Source organism: Natrinema sp. CBA1119, from assembly GCF_002572525.1.
Lineage (GTDB): Archaea > Halobacteriota > Halobacteria > Halobacteriales > Natrialbaceae > Natrinema.
This window is the reverse complement of sequence record NZ_PDBS01000001.1, coordinates 1,776,940-1,795,149: the sequence shown is the minus strand read 5'-3', so window position 1 is coordinate 1,795,149 and position 18,210 is coordinate 1,776,940. Positions and strand designations below refer to the sequence as shown.

Annotated in this window: 19 protein-coding genes; 5 read left to right on the top strand and 14 right to left on the bottom strand. The window is 60.7% G+C overall.

Annotated features, from left to right (window positions below):
• Positions 1-46: 46 nt before the first annotated feature.
• From CP556_RS08760 to CP556_RS26615, 3 genes are read left to right on the top strand one after another with little or no spacing between them, the layout of a single operon-like run.
• Positions 47-328, top strand: a complete 282-nt coding sequence (locus tag CP556_RS08760; protein WP_141551655.1) for a MarR family transcriptional regulator — start codon at positions 47-49, stop codon at positions 326-328.
• Positions 321-524 (top strand): hypothetical protein, encoded by a 204-nt coding sequence (locus CP556_RS25260; protein ID WP_141551654.1) that lies wholly within the window; start codon positions 321-323, stop codon positions 522-524. Before CP556_RS08760 ends, CP556_RS25260 begins: the two co-directional genes overlap by 8 nt.
• Positions 517-1,170 (top strand): J domain-containing protein, encoded by a 654-nt coding sequence (locus tag CP556_RS26615; protein ID WP_098725262.1) that lies wholly within the window; start codon positions 517-519, stop codon positions 1,168-1,170. Before CP556_RS25260 ends, CP556_RS26615 begins: the two co-directional genes overlap by 8 nt.
• On the opposite strand, the gene CP556_RS08750 is transcribed toward CP556_RS26615, so the two are convergent.
• The gene (locus CP556_RS08750) at positions 1,171-1,503 is read right to left on the bottom strand and encodes a hypothetical protein (RefSeq protein ID WP_098725261.1); all 333 of its coding nucleotides are present in this window, start codon (positions 1,501-1,503) and stop codon (positions 1,171-1,173) included.
• Between the two features lie 894 nt (positions 1,504-2,397).
• Between CP556_RS08750 and CP556_RS08745 the strand changes: the two genes are divergently transcribed.
• The gene (locus tag CP556_RS08745; RefSeq protein ID WP_098725260.1) at positions 2,398-4,854 is read left to right on the top strand and encodes a BGTF surface domain-containing protein; all 2,457 of its coding nucleotides are present in this window, start codon (positions 2,398-2,400) and stop codon (positions 4,852-4,854) included.
• 139 nt (positions 4,855-4,993) lie between these two features.
• Positions 4,994-5,629 carry a hypothetical protein gene (locus CP556_RS08740; RefSeq protein WP_098725259.1) on the top strand — a complete coding sequence of 212 codons (636 nt, stop codon included), beginning with the start codon at positions 4,994-4,996 and terminating at the stop codon, positions 5,627-5,629.
• Between the two features lie 300 nt (positions 5,630-5,929).
• Here the strand turns inward: CP556_RS08740 and CP556_RS26610 are convergent, their stop codons facing one another.
• The 13 genes from CP556_RS26610 to CP556_RS08670 form a co-directional block, all read right to left on the bottom strand.
• Positions 5,930-8,683 carry a fibronectin type III domain-containing protein gene (locus tag CP556_RS26610; protein WP_255291432.1) on the bottom strand — a complete coding sequence of 918 codons (2,754 nt, stop codon included), beginning with the start codon at positions 8,681-8,683 and terminating at the stop codon, positions 5,930-5,932.
• Positions 8,683-10,758, bottom strand: a complete 2,076-nt coding sequence (locus tag CP556_RS08730; protein WP_098725258.1) for a fibronectin type III domain-containing protein — start codon at positions 10,756-10,758, stop codon at positions 8,683-8,685. The genes CP556_RS26610 and CP556_RS08730 overlap by 1 nt, the downstream gene beginning before the upstream one ends.
• Positions 10,759-11,922 carry a hypothetical protein gene (locus tag CP556_RS08725; RefSeq protein ID WP_098725257.1) on the bottom strand — a complete coding sequence of 388 codons (1,164 nt, stop codon included), beginning with the start codon at positions 11,920-11,922 and terminating at the stop codon, positions 10,759-10,761.
• Positions 11,923-12,579: a hypothetical protein gene (locus CP556_RS08720; RefSeq protein WP_098725256.1), complete on the bottom strand. Its 657-nt coding sequence runs from the start codon at positions 12,577-12,579 to the stop codon at positions 11,923-11,925.
• A gap of 276 nt (positions 12,580-12,855) precedes the next feature.
• Positions 12,856-13,905 carry a glycine zipper 2TM domain-containing protein gene (locus tag CP556_RS08710; protein WP_255291431.1) on the bottom strand — a complete coding sequence of 350 codons (1,050 nt, stop codon included), beginning with the start codon at positions 13,903-13,905 and terminating at the stop codon, positions 12,856-12,858.
• Positions 13,906-14,215: 310 nt separating this feature from the next.
• Complete coding sequence (locus tag CP556_RS08705; protein WP_098725253.1) at positions 14,216-14,767, bottom strand: hypothetical protein; 552 nt, start codon at positions 14,765-14,767, stop codon at positions 14,216-14,218.
• Positions 14,768-15,679: a phage tail tube protein gene (locus CP556_RS08700; RefSeq protein WP_098725252.1), complete on the bottom strand. Its 912-nt coding sequence runs from the start codon at positions 15,677-15,679 to the stop codon at positions 14,768-14,770. It abuts the gene before it with no gap.
• The gene (locus CP556_RS08695) at positions 15,676-15,960 is read right to left on the bottom strand and encodes a hypothetical protein (protein WP_098725251.1); all 285 of its coding nucleotides are present in this window, start codon (positions 15,958-15,960) and stop codon (positions 15,676-15,678) included. The genes CP556_RS08700 and CP556_RS08695 overlap by 4 nt, the downstream gene beginning before the upstream one ends.
• Positions 15,957-16,508 (bottom strand): hypothetical protein, encoded by a 552-nt coding sequence (locus CP556_RS08690; protein WP_098725250.1) that lies wholly within the window; start codon positions 16,506-16,508, stop codon positions 15,957-15,959. The genes CP556_RS08695 and CP556_RS08690 overlap by 4 nt, the downstream gene beginning before the upstream one ends.
• The gene (locus CP556_RS08685) at positions 16,505-16,960 is read right to left on the bottom strand and encodes a hypothetical protein (RefSeq protein WP_098725249.1); all 456 of its coding nucleotides are present in this window, start codon (positions 16,958-16,960) and stop codon (positions 16,505-16,507) included. The genes CP556_RS08690 and CP556_RS08685 overlap by 4 nt, the downstream gene beginning before the upstream one ends.
• Positions 16,960-17,697, bottom strand: a complete 738-nt coding sequence (locus CP556_RS08680; RefSeq protein ID WP_098725248.1) for a hypothetical protein — start codon at positions 17,695-17,697, stop codon at positions 16,960-16,962. Before CP556_RS08680 ends, CP556_RS08685 begins: the two co-directional genes overlap by 1 nt.
• 4 nt (positions 17,698-17,701) lie before the next feature.
• Entirely contained in the window at positions 17,702-18,007 is a 306-nt protein-coding gene (locus CP556_RS26375; RefSeq protein WP_098725247.1) for a Rho termination factor N-terminal domain-containing protein, read from the bottom strand.
• An 11-nt stretch (positions 18,008-18,018) separates the two neighbouring features.
• A complete protein-coding gene (locus tag CP556_RS08670; RefSeq protein ID WP_098725246.1) occupies positions 18,019-18,204 on the bottom strand; it encodes a hypothetical protein in 186 nt (61 codons plus the stop codon).
• Between the last annotated feature and the right edge of the window lie 6 nt (positions 18,205-18,210).

The window sequence follows — 18,210 nt, the reverse complement described above, 5'->3', positions numbered from 1 at the left end:
AAATACAATAGCATAGACACTGATAGGTACTTTTGTAGGGATAGCTATGCAAGGATACAGACGATTCAACGTGGCGAACAAGAAGTTCGATCCGTCGAAGCAACAACGGCAGGTGCTCGACGTCTTCCGCGACGAGTTTCAGGTCAATCCGCGCCGGATTCGTGACATCACTGGGCTCGAACGGCAGCGGGTGAACGATGCGCTGAACGCTCTCGAAAACGCGGGGTGGGTGGAGAAACAAGCTCGTGGCCTCTACCGACTGGTGTACGACGGAGAGTGCTATGTCGAGCAGATCATCCAGTGCGAGGACGGTGGTCCCGATGAGTAGTCCGGCAGATCACCTCCGTTCCGCAGTGGACTCCATCAACGATGCACGGATCGATCTGGATCACGGCGATCTCGAGGTCCCAGACGACGAACTCCAGCGACAGGTTGCCGGCCTGGACGATGTGGCCCACGATCTCGAAGACACGCTTCGTGAAATCGCGATCCTCGCAGAAGTTGAGGAGGTAGACGGTGAGTAGTACCCAGTCCACCCACGAACGGACCATCGATTGGCCTCGAGGCCACGGCCGCACCGACCCAATCGACCGAGAATCCTACCCGGGCGACCTCTCACCCACGCGCAAAGAGTCGTTCCAGAGCGTCGTCGACGAGCTCGAAGCGTGGGAAGCCACCGAGGGAAGCGTCCGTATCGAGACGGCCTCGCAGCACTACGCCGACCGGCCGAACATCCCCCATCAGCACGACAAGCCCGACGACGTCGGCGTCGCGGCCTACTTCCGACGTGAGGGTGAGGCCGCCGATCACGAGTTCGCCGTCTCCTGTGACTGCTGGGAAACCCAGCGCGAGAACGCCCGTGCGATCGCACTCTGGGCCCGTCGCCAGCGCCTTGCCGAGCGCTGCGGCGTCCAGACCGCCGCCGATACAGTCGAGACTGCGCGGCTCCCGCCCGCGGACGAAGAAGCGATCGCCACGCCGCCGGCCTCGAGCGAAGACGAACTCGACAAGGAGCCTCACGAGATCCTCGAGGTCGCGCCCGGCGCGTCGGACGACGTCGTCACAGCGGTCGTCCGCCGGAAGTCGGCGAACGTCCATCCAGACAGTGACGACCCCGACGTCGCCGAGTACAAGCGGATCCAGAAGGCGAAAGAAGCGATGCTCGAATAGCTATTCTCTATATTCGTGATGTACCCAGTCCAGTTCATCGCGATGCTCCTCAAGCCAGTCCTCGAGATCGACATCGTTCTCGAGCCGTCCGCCGTAGGCCTGAGTGCCGTCGGTGTTGATCTTCCAGGCGTCGAGTGTCGCCCCTATCGCGAAGAATTCGTTTGATCGGTAGACCAGCGCCTCGCGACCACGATCGCGTACTGCAACGAGATCTCCCTCAAACATCGTGACAAGCGCCTCGATCATCGGCTCAACGTCACCGTCACGGGGCACCAGGAGTCGCTTCCCGAGCTCGTATCTCATGACGCGTCGATCCCGTTCCTCTTCGTGCATACCCAGAGAACGGTCACGGCCCCTCTTAGCGCTGGCCGGGCCGGTTCCGATTCTTCCGATATCGCCATGAAAACGGGATGGGGGGATGCAGTGTGCCTCCGGGTAGGTGGGGGAGAGGTGGATCGGAGGCGTCCAATTGTTTTTGGTGATAGTCATTAACTGTTTGGGCCAGTGCCAACTAGCCAATAAATTGATGAGTCACGGATTCCAAGGTGTCGGTGGCGAGGGGAGAGGATTCAGTCGTTGCCTGACAGGATCCGCCCGACCCGAGACATACGGTCCCTCGCCTTCCGAGATCGAACCACGTTCCAACGTGAAGCCAATTGCCATATTGTCTCTCGATTTCGGACCCACCCAAGTCGATACCCATTGACGTTGGATGGGGGCTCAACGCTGGCCTCTGGCCGGCGTTTCTGCGATGTGCGAGCTTCTGATTTCAGTCAGCATTATAGGGATTCCTGAATCCATAGAGTTAGCACTTCGAGATTGGGGAAAACGCGCCGTGGGAGAAGAAAAACTACGGTCCCTACCCGGTAGCTTTCCCCAGGCAGCGCGAAACGCCATATCGCAAGATAGGCGTTACGTGGGTAGTAATCCCACGCTAATGGCGTATTTCCGGATCATCATTATTCTTCCGACAGCGTCCGTGTGGAGAGCGGATGCTCTTGCATCAATTTGACCGTGCGCGTGCGTTGGCCGTGAAATACATAGTGAATTAAACCAGTTATGGGGATGGGTAATAGAACACAAAACTTATGCCATGAGTGGTAATTTAATATTAACACCCCTATCCGGAGGCCCGTCGGTATGCGACGAGATGTCGATACCACGTGGACGGTCGCTTCCGTTGAATAGTGCGTTAACCAACCGAAAAACGATAATAACACAACATAAATGACAAACGAAACGACCTATCGCGAGAAGGGACGTGCAGTCGTCCTGGCCGCGCTGATGGTCCTTTCTGTTGTTGCGATGTCCGCAGCGTTTGTGGGCGGAGCGGCAGCAGCTAACCAAACTCAGACGGTCACAGACGGTGACCTTGTCTGGTCCGGCCAAGTAATCGAGAACAGTAGCTTCAATAACAATGAAGATGTCCAGCTCCGTCAGAGTAACAGTGACGGAAATGACGAAGGGCTTGAAGAGGAACTCTCTGCCAACGGGACAGGCGTGTTGACTATCGACACGGACAACCTTGACGCAGGTTACTACCTCTTCCAGACTAATGCTGGTGAAGTCCACTTCGAGATCGCAGAACAGACTCTCGACGTTGACTTCGAGGCCAGCCAAATCGAGAACGAAGGTGCCGAAACGGAGACCGAACTCACGTTCGACTCCAACCGTGGCACCTATGACGTGAACGTCACCGCTGACGGCCTCGACGTCGCGGATCTCACGAACATCTTCGACGATAACCACAATGTTATCGACGACAACGCAAACGGTGACGACGATACAGTCACCGTTGAGGATGTTGAAGGCTCCGCAGACGCCAATTTCTCGGGTATTGATGAATCCGAGTACAACTTCACCTTTGACGTGACGGACTCGACCGCTGAAACCAGCGCCTCGATCACTGTCACTCAAGGCGACGATGCCAACCGCGAGTTCACCAACGCACCGCAGGGTGCCCAGGGTGACATCATCCCCGTTACCGTTGATCTCGACGGCGCCACCAGCGGCGCAGTTGTCCTCGGTAACGTCGACAACGATAATTATCAGACCTGGACCGAATTCAGTGTCACTGACAGTGAATTCGATAGCGAGGTCACTCTCCTGTACAATACGGCCAGCGCAAACAATGGCCCTTGGACTGTCCACGAGAGTGTTGAGGACGATGTCGAAATTGACGGCCAGAACGTCTCTACGGAAGTAGGCACGCCGCCACTGGCTGCTACTGACTACGAGATGACCCTCGGTAGCTCCATCGTTGATACGTCTGCATCTGATGTTAGCGTCAACGATGAAAGTGACAGTACGTACCTGTCGCTGGCCGAGCGTGAAAACCCAAGTAGCGTTACGTCGCACACCGCACCTGCTGCTGACGGCGTCTACGGTGAGGACTTCGAAGATGCAACGATCACCGAGACCGAGAATATCGCCAACGGCGACAAGTTCCTCATCAGCATTGAGGACTTCGGCGCAGAAGGTGACATTGCAGGGCTAGTGGCAAACGGTGCCAATAACGGCGACAACATCAACGACAAACTCGCCAACAACCACGGGATCTCGCTCGAAATCGAAGAGCAGGACCCTGGTGCCAACGCGCAGGCTGAGGTCTGGAACTCCACGCCCGGTGTGGAGAACCGTCTCGATCTCAACGCAGTGAACATTGAGAACTACGACGGCGACCTCTACCTTGAAGTTGAGTACAACTCTGCGGACTACGCAGAGAATCTTAGCGAGGATAAGTCGTACGACACGACCCTCAATATCGACGATACGAACCAGTACGTCGACGATGGTGACAAAATCGAGATCGAAGGCGAAGTCTCTCTCAACGAGGCTACCCTTGAATGGGACCTTGAGGATGAAGACGAAGTGCCAGCCGGAGAAGAGGAGCTGACGGGCGAGACGACGCTCGCCCCCGGCACGGAATTCGACACAGTTGCTCGATCCTCGGGCAACTTCGTGATGAACAATGAAGTTGTAGTCAATGAGGAAAACGGCGTTCGTACGTTCGCCGCTACCTACGACTTCAGTGGTGAAGCCGGCAACACGTTCAATCTCGAGACCCGCTACGGTAACGGAATCGACGCATCTGTTGAGGACCTTGTCCTCGTCGAGGCCCAGCCCGAACCACAGCCAGACATCTCTGTTGAAGGTCAGGTTTCATCCTCTGAGGTTCAGGTTGGCGACGACGCCACGCTCGACGTGACCGTCACCAACGACGGTGACGCCGCAGGTACTGTCGACTTCCACATCGACATCGACGGCGAAACCGTCCAGCAGGAAGAGATCACTGTCGAAGCTGGCAGCACCTACGACGCCAGCGCAGACTTCGACACCAGCTCCGCAGGCGACATCAGCTGGGAGACCCACGCTGGCAACGCCAGCGACTCCGGTACGCTGACCGTCAACGAAGCCGACGGTTCCGATGGTAGTGACGGATCCGACGGCTCCGACGGTTCCGACGGTAGTGACGGATCCGACGGCTCCGACGGTAGTGACGGATCCGACGGTGACGACGGCTCCGACGGTAGTGACGGATCCGACGGTGACGACGGCTCCGACGGATCTGACGGCTCCGATGGTTCCGACGGTAGTGACGATGGTACGCCCGGCTTCGGTGTCGGCGTCGCTCTCGTCGCACTCCTCGGCGCTGCCATGCTGGCACTCCGCCGTCAGAACTAAACTGTAGAACTACCGGCTTCCGCCGGCCCTAACTTCCGCGGTTTCTTTTATCGGACGCTACACCGACCAGCGACAGCACTCGAGGCTGACAGACGAAGACGGAACAGATACAGTCACGAAACCCCAAGGCCGTTCTATCGTGACCTCACTCTATGACCAGCTTGCTGAGCGCCCCCAAACGAAGATCAATGTTGGAGGGTTATCCTACGACGAACGGGCCGATCTCCGCCAGATCAAAGTCACGCAGTCAACTGATCTAACGAACAAAGGCGGATCAGGTCGGTTTACGACCGTCTATTACCTCGAGAGCGATGAGCCCCAAGCAGCGGAAGTGTTCGTCGAAACGAACCGCTCGCAACTCGAGGGGATCGATTTCTCAAAGAAGAACGTCGTCCAGCGCGGCGTCGAACGCGAAGTATATGACTGGATTCTGCACACACTCGGAAAGCGTGAGCTAGAGAAATACGACTCAGTTGTTCGGGAAGTACGACCAGACGAAAACGTGACGTGGGTGATCAGCCGCGATCATTTCGACGCCTATCCGATGCGTCGGTACTCAGTCGGCGAAACGCCATCAGTACGCATTGATGGGACATCGCTTCGAAAGCTCTACGACGGCTTTGGCGAAGTGATTACAGCAGGCAATCTCGAGGAGTATGATACCGTAGAGGGGGATGTTCGCTACGTTCTCGAGTACTACCGTGTAGCCGACGGGTTTGCATGTGATCCCGTCACCCACAAGAGTGAGATGGCGATTGAAAAACGCGATCAATAACCCGGTTTTTGAAACGGTGTGCAAAAGGGTAGTGAAGAGTATGCATCAAGCCTGCTGAGGCTGCCACTATACTCGAGATCTGGTGGAGCCATTCGAAGTACGGTCGACTCGAGAAAACCTCAAAGATCGTCCGGATGGGCCGTGGGGATGGCCGCCGGGCGTGGTTGGGACAATGGCAGATGGGTGCTGATTGGATCGTGTCGCGCGGTGGGAAACGCGACAGTGAATATGTTCGCCTCGAGGGTTATCAACACGCCTCCGATTCCAAGGCCGTGGGAACCGTCCCCGCGGCCTTTTGTATCACACCCGTTCGCTGTTCGACGATAGCTGACTCTGGATCTGCCGGACCGTCTCGTCCACCCGAGCCCGGTCGCCGAGGCGCAACTCCAGCCCCTGGGGCGAGTCCTGGAGCTCGTAGATCGCCATCGCGTCGCCGGGGACGTCCTCAAGGCGGAGCTCCTCGACGAGCGAGAGGTCCACCGGGATCGACGGCGGCAGGGAGACGTCGGCCTCGGTCCGGGCCTCCGACCCCTTGTCGACGATCACCTTCGCGGCCTGCGCGCATCCGCGCTCGGTCGTCAGCTGCGGGATGGTCTCGACGTGCTCCTCACGCGGGTCACCGGAGTAGTGGCCGGTCTCGAACTCGCCGACGACCTTGTACTCGTAGTCGATCAGGCAGTCGGTGCCGTCCGGGATCGTGCCGTCGGCGAGTACCGTGATCGTCAGATCGTTCCGGCTGATCTCGTAGTCGCTGCCTCGAGAGTAGACGTTGCTGTTGACGTCGACGACGCGGTCGCTTCCAGGGACGAGGACGGCGTCGTCCGAGTTGATCGGAGCGCCCAGGTCGACGGCCGTGCCGACGTCGGCGGTAAACGCCTCCTCGCGAACAGGCTGCGCCCCGCCTTTGACGATCGCCCGCTGGATGTTCGGTGCGACTTTCCGCGTCGTGTAGTCGACGATCTCGAGGTCCTGGTCGGACGTCCGCTGGCCGGGACGGGTCCACTCGATCGCCATCGACCCCGCAGCGTCGTCCCACGTGACCTCCATGATCGAATACGTGTCCTTGGCGATGGTCGCGAGGACGGCGCCGAGGTCATCGTTGTACACCTGGTCGATCACCAGCGGTGTGTCATCGAGCGTCGCGGAGAGGGTGTAACTCGAGACGGTCTGGCCCTCGAAGCCGGTCGCGGGGAAGGCGTCGCGCGTTCCGTAGCGCCCGAGCGTCAGCTGGGCTTGGATCATCGCCCCAGGGTCGGCCCAGTCGTGGCTGACCGTCTCGCTGTTCGATGCCGTCTGGAACGATCCTCCAGAGACGTTCCGGATACCGACCTGCTGGCCGTCGGAGACGTCGTCGAAGTCGGCCGTGAGCTCGCCGCCGATCACCGAGAAGATGGACTCGGCCTCGTCGAGGTCGATCGTCGGGATCGGCCTCGGCTCTGGTCCGTCGAGGTATCCGCCGGCGTTCGTCGCCGCGTCAGGGTTCGACCAGGTGAAGGAAAAGCGCTGGTCGTAGACCGCGATCGCGTCGACGCCGAGCCCGGTGTTGCCGTTGCTCTCGATGCGGAGGGTGTAGGTTTCGCCTGCTTGGAGGTCCTGCCCGACCTCGGCCTGATACCCGCCTGGACCGCCGGAGAACGAGTCGCTCCCGATCTCGTCCCAGCCGAGAATGAGTTCCGCACTCGTCGACGCGATTGCAGTCCCGTCCCAGAGGATCGAGAGGGTGCCGTCGTGTCCGGTTTCGATGGTGTCAGTGCGGACCTTGGCCCCAACCTGATCGGCGGGGATGTCGTACGCCGGCGTGATCTCGAACTCGGTGTAGTAGCCATCGCTCGAGAAGAAAGCCGCCTGTCCATCGTTGAACCGGTCGCCGGATGTCGGAACGACGCTCTCACGGTCGTTATCAGCCAGTGCGTCCCGGGGGAAGCATGCATCCTGCGTGTCGAGATCACCGTTCTGGATCGTGAACGGCAGGCGATCGAGGTTCGTCGTCTGAGTAACGGCCTCCCAGTCCGTTTGCGTCGAGGAGACTTGCATGTCCGTCTCCTGGACGCTCCCCTGGACGTCGTCGACGTTCGCGACGAGGCCCGTGTTCTCCTGAATCAGCCGGCGGACGAGATCCGGTGCAGGTTCGACGGTGACATCGGCGGTGACGCGCTTGTCAAGTTCCTCGCCACCGATCGCGTGGAGCACTGCCCGGTCGGCCGATATCTCCACGGGGTCCTCGGCGAGCTTGTCGATCGGCAGGCGCTGGCCGTCCTTCCAGGCGCGGACCGGAGCGCCCTCGAGGTCGGCTGAAAGCCAGCGTTCGTTACGCGGCACCGGGATATCGATCTGTGTCTGTTCGTTCAAGGTGGGCCGGCGCTCGAGATCGTCGAGGATCTCCGGCGTCAGCACGGTCCCCGACGGGTGGTCGATCTCGACGTGCCAGCCTTGCGAGCCGGTCGGAGACTGGGCGAGGCCGGCATCGTCAGTCGTCGTAGTCTCCGTTCCACTGTCGGCGTACTGCCACTGGGTCAGCGTCCGGACCTGATATTCGAACCCCCGATCAGGCTGAACGCTGTCGTCGACGAACGAGCTCGCGTCGGAGGCGACGGTACCAACGAGTCGCCCCATCCCACCATCGTAGTCGTAGTCGGTCCGCCGGCGATAGACCACGTGCGAACCCCGAAAGTCGTTGTTGATCATCCACGAGACCGTCGCAGACGTCGCCGTGACGTTGGAGAACGACAGCGAGTCCGAGGCCAGCAGTTTAGTGATCTCCTCGGCTGCCAGCCACTCACCGGTGACGTGGTTGGTCTCGGTCCTGATCCGGACCGAGTACTGCTCGCCGCCGAGGATGTTCTCGATCGTATGCTGGAGCGTCCCGTCCCAGCTCACCGTCGTCTCGAGCTCGTACGGCGGGTGGTCTCCCTCGGGATCGTCGTCGCGAATCTCGAGGCGGAACTCACCATTGTTGATGACGTCGTCCCAGGTTGCGGTGAGGGTCTCGGAGTCCGAAGCGTCGAGGCTGAGACCCTGTGCGTCCGGCAGGTCAGTGGTGAACGTAGCAGGCATTATTGGCCCTCCGTCTCGGTGTGCTCAGTGACTGCGACGACCCGCGTGTCGTACCGCTCGCCGTGGAGGAGGTCAGTGAGTGTCTCCGCCTCGGTGTTACGAGAGAGCGTGCTGACCGTCGTCCACGACCCCACATCGGACTGCTTGAACTCGATCCGTGTGTCGCCGTAGTTGTGGTTGTCCGTCCACGAGATATCGGCTGAGGTTACGGTAATCGCATCGACGGAGAGCGTCGTCGGGGCTGGAAGGACCGTAACTACTGTGTCCGTCCCGCTCGAGGCCGTTGTATCGCCCGTGTCTCGCTCGAGGCTGTAGGAGTACTGCTCTCCATCCAGATCGACACCGGTGTCGGTGAACATCGTTTCATCACGGGAAATCGACGCGATGGATGCGCCATCGCGGTAGATGTGGATCTGGCCATCTGAGTTGTCGTCGCTGAGGATCCACGCGATATCGATCTCCCGTAACGTATCTGCAGTGAGGCTATCCAGCGTTGGCGATGGGAGATTAGTTGTTACCGCAGCCTCGTTCGAGAGATTGGATTTTGTCCCGTCTTTCTCCGCTTCGATGCGGTAGTGATACTTGCGTCCATCGGTGAGTCCAGTATCGCTGTGTGCCGTACCCGTCACGCCTGAAGCGACCACTGAGTAATCGCTCGTCGTTGATCCTGACGATGTCGCTCGGTGAATATTGTAGACGGTCCCGCTCGGGTTATTCGGATCGTCCCAGTCGAGATCGATCCGGTCACTGCTAATGGGAGTCGCAGACGGGCTCTCCGGCGGTGCCGGGTCCGGAATCGCACTTGCAGTCCCTGAGGCTGCCGTTGAATCGGCCGTGTACGCTTCGACGTAGTAGGTATTCGAGACCCCCGCAGTTGCGTTCGAGTGTGTATGAACCGTGCTGTTCGCGGAGAGATCTGCGATCTGTGTATACCCACTCCCGTCGTCCCAGTAGACCCGATACCCGGCTTCGTCGATCGCGTTATCGGTCCACGAAAGGTCAATCGTGTCGTAGTCGACAGCTGTCGCAGCCATGTCCGTCGCCCCCGGGATTGTCGTCGTTCCGCTTGCTTCGTTCGACGCAGACTCTCCAGCGACATTGTATGCAGTGACGACGTAATAGTACGTCTGGCCGTTGCTCAGCCCGGTATCACTGTAGGTCGTCGTGTTCGCGGATAGCGTTGCGATGCGGTTGCTTGAATCGATCGCGACCCCACTCGAGGTATCGCGGTAGATCCGACACTCCTCCTCGTCGCTCGCGTTATCGGTCCACGAGAGGTCAGCGGTGGTGTCGTCAGTTGCGTCGACGGAGAGATCCGTTGGCTCACTCGGCGACGTAATAATCTCGACTTTTCCGTGACCCGTCGCATTCGCGTTCCCTTGCTCGAGGGTCGTCGATGAGAGGCTGCTGTCAACATATCCAGACCCACCTCCTCCACCGCCACCGAGATCATCTGAGCCGACTGCAGAACCTCCACCGCCTCCGTAGTAGCCCCCGCCACCCCCGCCTGCACCTGCGCTACTGAATCCGCCATAGCCACCTTGTCCGAGGGACCCATCGGTTCCGGGATCACCTTCGTTTGCTCCAGAACCACCACTCGTTTGACCGCCGCCATATCCACCGAGCACATCACTGTATGATTCGCCACTATACCCTCGATGCCCCTCAAGACCTCCACCTTCGCCACCGGGCCCATCGGCGAGATTACCGCTATGCATCCCGAGACCACCACCCCCACCAGCAATGATAATGCGATCGCTGAGTGAGGTCCCACCTCGACGAACGTCACTTGCGCCACCACCACCGTAACCGTTAGGACCGCTGCCAGTCCCTCCATCGCCACCACCATTGGAACCACCGAGGTATCCGGTCGGTCGTTCACCAACGTATATATCGAGTGTTTCGCCGTTGTTTGGTGTGATTACCCCCTCTGCGTATCCCCCTACACCACCGGTGTCGCGCCATCCTTCAATATCGCCATCGTCTCCACCACCTTGCGCGCCCCAAACACGGATGAGGATCTGAGACCCGTCTGAAGTGTACGTATGATTCCCAACAGTATCGAAAACAACCATCTACCGACGCACCTCCTTCCTCGAGACGAGCGTCTTCTCAGCCTGTGGATCGACGATGCTCGTCGACGCGATCGGCGACAGCCAGTTCTCGAGATCCGGGTCAACCGGTCCCGTCTCGTTCTCCGGGAGAGCGAACAGAACAGCGTCGTCCCCTCGAGCGAGGATCGTGTTCAGTGCGAACAACTCGCCGTCGACGTCGAAGGTCAGTTGGGCTCGAACCCGAGCCATCGCGACCGTCTCGAGGTCGACATCGAACAGCGTGACCGTCGACGGCTGATCTGCCTCGAGGCCGACCGTCGTCCAGGAATCGGTCCCGGAGTCCCACGTCTCGGCCTCGATCGAGCCGGCGGCCTCGTCGAGGCGGAGTCGGATGAGCGCGTTCGAAAGAACCACTGGATTATCGATATCGTGCTCCGTCGAGTGGACGGTCTGCCACTGCCGTATCCCCTCGGCCGTGAATTTCGCGTCGTAGCCGCGAGTATCGTAGGCACGGATCCCGCATGGGACTTCGTCTGCGTACCCGACTGTGTAGATCAGCGTCGGTGGATCTTCGTCGAACGGCGGCGGATCGTACCACGGGGCATCGGTGAGATCGTAGACGTCGACGTCGGCTGCAGCTGTCGTTCGCGTCTCGATCGGCGACGCCGGCACTCGAGTCCCGTCTCCGGCAGCGTTTAGCCACTGGACTTTGCTGGCGGCTGCTGGGACGCCGACGTGGGACGTAAGGTCGTTCCCCCAGGCGTCGCGATCGAGCTGGCCAGGCGTCGTCTCGAGCGCCCTGAAGTAGCTTCCCTTCTTTCCGACGAACGTCAGTGAGAGCGTGTACGCCCAGACGCTCCGATCGTTCGCGTGCAAGGGCTCGACATCTGCGCTCGCGATCTCGTAGTAGCCAGCGTTCGAGTAAACGCCACTACGCCGATACAGCGGAAGCGTGGGGAGGCTCGAGTCCGACAGTTCGTCGAGTTCGTCGGCGAGCATCGTCGAGATCTCCTCACCCCAGCGGTACTGTCCACTGAGCGTGAGGTCGGCAGCCTGCGAGGAGAGTGACTCGACGACCGCGCCGTCCTCCTGGAGGATGCCCGCCTCCGCGAGTTGCTGGCCGAGGCGATCGCGTTCGTCGGTCTGTGCGGCCTCCGGGATCGGACTGTTGTAGATGTATTTCATTTAAAAGTCCTGTACGAAGTCGGCGATATCGTTGAGGCCATCTTGTACCGCTCCCTGCAGGTCGACATCGGGAAAGAGCGACGTCCAAGTCAGCGTAATCGACCCCTCGATCGCATTCGGATTGTCCGGGTCGTACGTAATACTGCTCTCGTTGATCGCGACGGGCATCGGCTGCCCGAAGGCGCCGGCGCCGCTCGAGTGAGACCCGTCGGTCCACTCGCCGATGTGGAGGCGTGTGCCGCCGGAACTGTCGCTCTTGCTCTGGGTGACGAACCACTCGAGCACCTGTTTCATCGCGATCGGATCCGAACCAGTCGCGTCGGTCTTGTTGACGTCGTCAGGGTTGTCGGGATCGGTCGACCCGTCGCCCCATTCGTCGCCCGGACTGGCGGCGAACGACAGCGTCTCCTGGTAGTGGCCGGAGCCGCCGTCGACGTGGTACCCTTTGCGATTCTCGAGGTCCGCATTCGCGACGTCGTCCGGGAGGAGATCCGTGCCGATGTCGAAGGCCTCCCTGAACCGCTGTCCTCGGTTGCTGAGGAGGTAGTTCTTGGTCACGTCGCCGGTATCTGAAAGGTCTTCCCTGAGCTCAAAGACGCCGGTAGTGTCGCCACCGTTGATGTCGATCTCGAGATACGCTGTGCTCCTCAGTGTCATTGTTATCGAAAAGTACCGCGGTGACCGTGCGGTGGCGGTGTTAGTGCGCTATTCGTCCATACCGGAATCAGACGTACGCTCAACGCGGAGGCGATATTTCGGAACGACGTAATAGACGACCACGATGAGTGCGAAAACGATAGCGGAGGTGGGTAAGCCACCCCCGAGATAGGCCGTGATTACGCCCGATAGCACGATCGCGAGTATGGCGAGAGTGAGACACCGGGCCCAGATATTCATAAGTACTGTTTTGTTTGAGGGTAGTCATAAAGACCATTACCCCTGGATATCTCGCTCGATCTTGTCCATCCGATCATTCAGATCGTCGCGTGCATCCTCGACCTTCTGCTCAGCGCTCGCCAATACCTCGTCGACGAAGCGATCCAGATCACGAACATCGACGTTGATATCGCCGAAGTTCGCGTTTATCTCGGCTGGTTCCGACTCACCGGATCCACCTCCGGTGGTGACGGTTGCTGTGGTCTCTACAGAGGTTTCGGTAGTCCCTCCGCCGCCGTTGTTTTCAGCAGCCTGCTCAAGGAGTGCCTTTCGCCTCTTTCGACGCTGTCTGTTCTCGCGTCTTCTTGGGGCGCTGCCAGGTGCGTTTTTCCCGATCCCGGCACCAAGGCCGTAGAGTCCCCCAGCAACATGCCCCACGACTGGGACAGCATCCCCGCCAGCATCCGCGGTGTTTTTGACAGTCTCGCCAACACCTTCAACTTCGTCGACCTCGGGGATATCCTCGGGCTCACCACTACTTCCTCCCCCACCAGTCTGGGCTATCGTCTCGACCTCGACCTCAATTTCGACTCCTACAGGATCAACCTCTTCGACCTTCAGCGGGAGTAGTTCGTCGCTGATCGCGTACGGTTCATCCGGATGATCGACGTCGTACGCATCCTCTGGATGATCCAGTGCATACGGTTCATCCGGATGATCGACATCGTATGGATCCCCCGGATGGTCCAGTGCATACGGTTCTTCCGGATGGTCGAGGGCGTACGGGTCCTCCGGATGGTCCAGCTCGTATGGATCCTCTGGGTGGTCGACGTCGTACGGCTCTTCGGGCTCATCGATATCGAGCGGGATCCAATCGGGCTCCTTGACCTCGAGCTTGTCTCCAGTAACAGCATCTCCAACAGCACTACCGACGGCCGAACCGACTGCCGCACCGATGCCCGTGGCGACACCGCTACCGATACCGCCGGCAGCGCCGCCGGCCCCTCCGAGGAGGCCACCGATCGCACCGCCACCGAGCAGTTCGCTGAGCATTCCGCCGCCGTCTCCGCCACCGACCTTGTCTTCGATGTCCTTGAGGTAGACCACCGCCTCCTCGAGGTAGTCAGTCCGCTCGCGGGCCCAGCGGTACTCGCGGCGAGCACGCCGGCGTTGACGTCCACCTCCGCCACGACCGCCGCCAGCGGCCTGGGCCGACGCCGACCCGCCGTCCGTAACTCCGATCTCGGTCGTGCCGATCTCGGACTCGATCTGCTGTCGAGCATTCCGCAGCTCACTCGACGGGATCGCGATTGAGAGTTGTGCTTCAGTATCGAAACTCATAGTCTGGGTCGTGTGGCCGCGTAGGCGTCAAGCAGTTCCAGATAGTCGAGCGGTACCTCCATGACGTCCGTGTAGCTCATGCCATGGGCGAGTCCGACGACGATGTAGTAGTCGAGTCGGGCCCGTCCGTCGAGGTCTCCGACTCCTCGGTCGTGGTCTCCGTCGAGGACGTCGAGGATCCGTTTCCCGATTCATTCGGGATCCCGAGCCCATTGGCCTTTGCCTCGAGCCACTCGACGAACGCCGGATGGGCGCCGGAGAGTTCGGAGAAACGCTCGGAAAGGTCGTCGTCTTCGCTACCGTAAGGCGCGTCGACCGTGCTCGCAGCGACGAACCACAGCCGCATCTCCTTTCGTCCGGCGTTGTCGGGTGCCTCACGGTGCATGATCGCCTCTTCGCCGGCGGTCATCGAGCCGAGCTCGATCTCCGCATCGCCACCCCAGTCTTCTTCGTCGCGTTGCCAGCGTACCCCGCGCTCGAGGTAGCTGACCCGGTTACGTCGAGCCTTGATCGCTGAATAGTCGTCCGTCCCCTCCTCCAGACCCTCGAGGTCCTCCTCGAGCGTGTCCATCCGGTCTTCCAGTTCCTCGATCGCGTCGTCCAGTGTGTAGGTTTCAGTTGTGAGCATTTAGATCGCCTCAACGTCGGCAACGTGGTAGTCGATCGGCTCCGCCAGATCGCTGTCCGGTGTGACGAGATCGGACCAGCTGTAACTGGCTGGCTGACAGTCCGAGAGCGTGTAGTCGATGGTCGTCCCCTGTCCGTTCTCGAGCGCGAACGTCGCCGGGACCTTGCCAACCGGCCCCTCTCGAGAGTTGTCGACCGCTAGCGCGAGCTGGTCGCGCTCGGTAAACGTCGCGTCCGTGCTGAAGTTGGGCTCGATCGCGTCGACGACCGCGTCGAACGGATGCCGATCCTGACCGCGTCGGAAGCGCGCCAGTCCCGACAGGGTGAGCGTCGCCGACTGCATGAGGGGCTGGTTGAGGCCGTCGACCTGGAACGTCGCACCGTGCCAGCTGAAGACGTCCTCGTCGGACGGCTGTTGGATGTCCGCATCCGCAGGTGCCGTGATGTCGTCGGGCTCGTCACCGTAGAGGATCGTCAGTTCGACAGTGATGTTGCTCCCCTGCTCGTAGTTGACCGTCGCCTCCTGGACGATCGCGCCGGTCGGCGTACGGGACTCGGTTGTCCCATCTGGCATGTCGACGGCGAGGTACCATGTCGACGACGGTGCCCGCATCGGGCTGTGCGGCAGTGCAGTCCCGCCGTCAGCGAAGACGAGGTCGTGCCAGTTGTCGTCCGTCAACTCGAACGACACCGAGAGCGCGCCCTCCCAGTTGCCTTCTCGAGAGCCTGCCGGCGTCGGATCGTTCGGCTGGCGGACGCGCTCGAGTGCTTGCTCGACACTCAGATCACCGACTGTGACGTTGACGCCAGGCTGATACCACTCTGGCGTCCCGTCGGTGTCGCTGTCGGTGAGAGCCCCCATGTAGGAGTCCTCGAGTGCGTAGCAGACGGTGGCGGATCCAGCTCCCGTCATTCGGGATCGCCCTCCTGGTCCGGAGTGATCGGCGTGATCTCGAGGCTGAGACCGTTGGTCCAGACCTCGTCAGCGTCGAGTCGCCGTTCAAGTTCTCGCTCGAGCGGATTGAGTTCGATGTTCACAACGAGCCTGTTGCCATACGTCTCGTCGACGCGGACTTCTGCCTCGTCGACCGTGAGACCAAATCCGAGGGCGTCCTCGAGGTGCGCTTCGAGATCCTCCTGCAGGTCCTCGATCGATGCCGCTGTCGTGTCGATTGTGTCTGTGAAATCTGTCATGGGAGTGATTCATATCCTCGGAGCGCGAAGTCGCCCTGCCATCTGTAGAAGTCGCGGTACTCGGCAGACTGGGGGTCGTTGGACGTCGGGATCAGGTCGTGATACGACGTATTCGGGACACCGAGATCGGGGTAGGCTCGCGTGTCGGAGGCGAGTAGCGTACGACGGATCTGCCGCACGGCTTCGATGAACGGGACGCCGTTCTCGCCGTCCGGGTCGACATGGCCGTGGAGCCCGCCGTGGGATGTCATCCCCTCGACGGTGAGGCTGACGACCGTCTCGATTTTGAGGTTGTACTTCGTCCCGACGGGATCCTCCGCCCGATCGGCCAGCGTTGCGCCAACGAAGATACCGCTCTTGAGATCGTCCTTCCGCTTGTGCATCGGCTCGTTGAAATCGAGGCTCTCAGAGCCCTCGTAGACGCTGCTGTCGTCGCGGTTGACCCGCTTGAGTGCGACCGGATTGCCGTTCCGGTTCGTGTAGTTGGCCGCGAGGTCGTCGACGACGCTGTCCAGCTGCTCGAGGACCCAGTTGACTTCCGTGGTCATGATTCGAACCTCCGACGGACGTAGTTCAGCGAGTCGCGGATGAAGCGGGACTCTGGCAGCCCCGAGACGTTGGTTTCGGGTAGGAACACACGCCAGCCCTCGCCTTCGCGATCGTACTCCTCGCGGACCCACTGCGGTGGATCTTCCCAGATGAACGAGAGGACGTCCGCGTTTCTCGCCTGGACAACGTGGTCGACAGTTCCCCTCTCGAAGAAGATCGCAGGACGCGGCCAACCCCAGCGGACGAGAACGCGACCCTTCCGCCTCTCGACTCGGGTCGTGCCGGCCTCGATGATCGTGCCGACGTCGTAATCGTGTCGCTGGCCGTACGCCTCGAGGAGATCGTGGGCGTGGGCCTGGACCTCCGGCGCGATCACGTCGCGGGCTCGCTGCTCGATGTCGTCCAGGAGTACCTCCTGGAGGTCGGCCTCGAAGCCGGAGGCGAGCTCCATCAGAGATAGACCTCGAGGAGTTCCTCGGCACGGGACTCCATCGCCTGTTTCTTCGTCTCGGCGGCGACGAGATTCGCGTTCTCGGGGATGCCGAGGCCACTTTCGTCGTCGATCAGTAACTCTGCGGTCGCCCGCAGTGCCACCGCCTTCCGGACTGTCTCTGGGATCCCTTCATGGCCGTACTCGTAGGTCACGTAGACCGCGTTTGAGTAGGACTCGAGCAGCGGCTCGCCGTCATCGTCGAGCAGGTGCTCCACGTCGAGGTACAGCTGTGAGACTCCGTCGTTGTTGACCCTGACGTAGTAGTCATCCCCGAGCGCGTCGGGCCACTCGCCGCCGTTGTAGTCGCCAGTGGTCCAGTCCTCGTAGCCGTCCGGTGTACGGACGAGCAACTCAGAGACTGCCTGGGCGTGGCGACGGGCCAGTTGGATACGTGTGTACGAACCCTGCCACGTCTTCGGCTTTGGAGGCTCGCCGACAACGAATGCCGACGCCGTCGGGATCGACTCCTCGTCGTTGCGAGACTTCGCCGACGTCGGGATGATGCCGTGCTCGTCCTCGTCGATCCCGCCGGGTTCGTACCAGTGACGTTCGGTCGTCTTCTCGAGCCACTCAGTCTGACTCGTGATTGCTCCGACGACGACCGCGTTGTTCTCCGATACGAGTTCACCGGACAACTCGGCCTTTTGCTTCGCTCGGCGGACATCCGGCACGGTACAGTATCCCGACTCTGGCATAGGATCAGTCCTCGCGCAGCGCGGCGATCAGTTCGTCCTTGTTCATACCCGACCGACCTTCGATCTCGGCCTCGGCGGCGAGGTCCGACAGTTCGTCGACGGTTTTCTCCTCGAGACCGTCGGCGTCGTCCGCATCGACCTCGGTGAACTCGACGTCCATCGCCTGGACGCGCTCGAAGAAGCCGCGATCGTCGCAAAGGTACTCGGCAGCACCCTCGGTGACCTCGTGCGTGTCGCCGTAGCCGGAGACCCGATCCAGCGCGGCATGGCTGAACCGTCCCGGACCGTCAACGTGGCGGATAGTTTCCATCAGTGGTCACCTCAGGCGTCCGCCGTGACGTCGAACGTGACGTAGCTCGAGCCGTCGTAGCCGCGCCAGGCACCGTCGGTCGTGTTGAACCACATCTCGCCGCCCTCGAGGTTACCCGCGGGAGGGTCCGAAGCGAGCCGGCGGATGATACGGTTCTCCTCGAACGCCTCGCGGACTCGGTTGTTAGTTGTAGGCATCAGTGG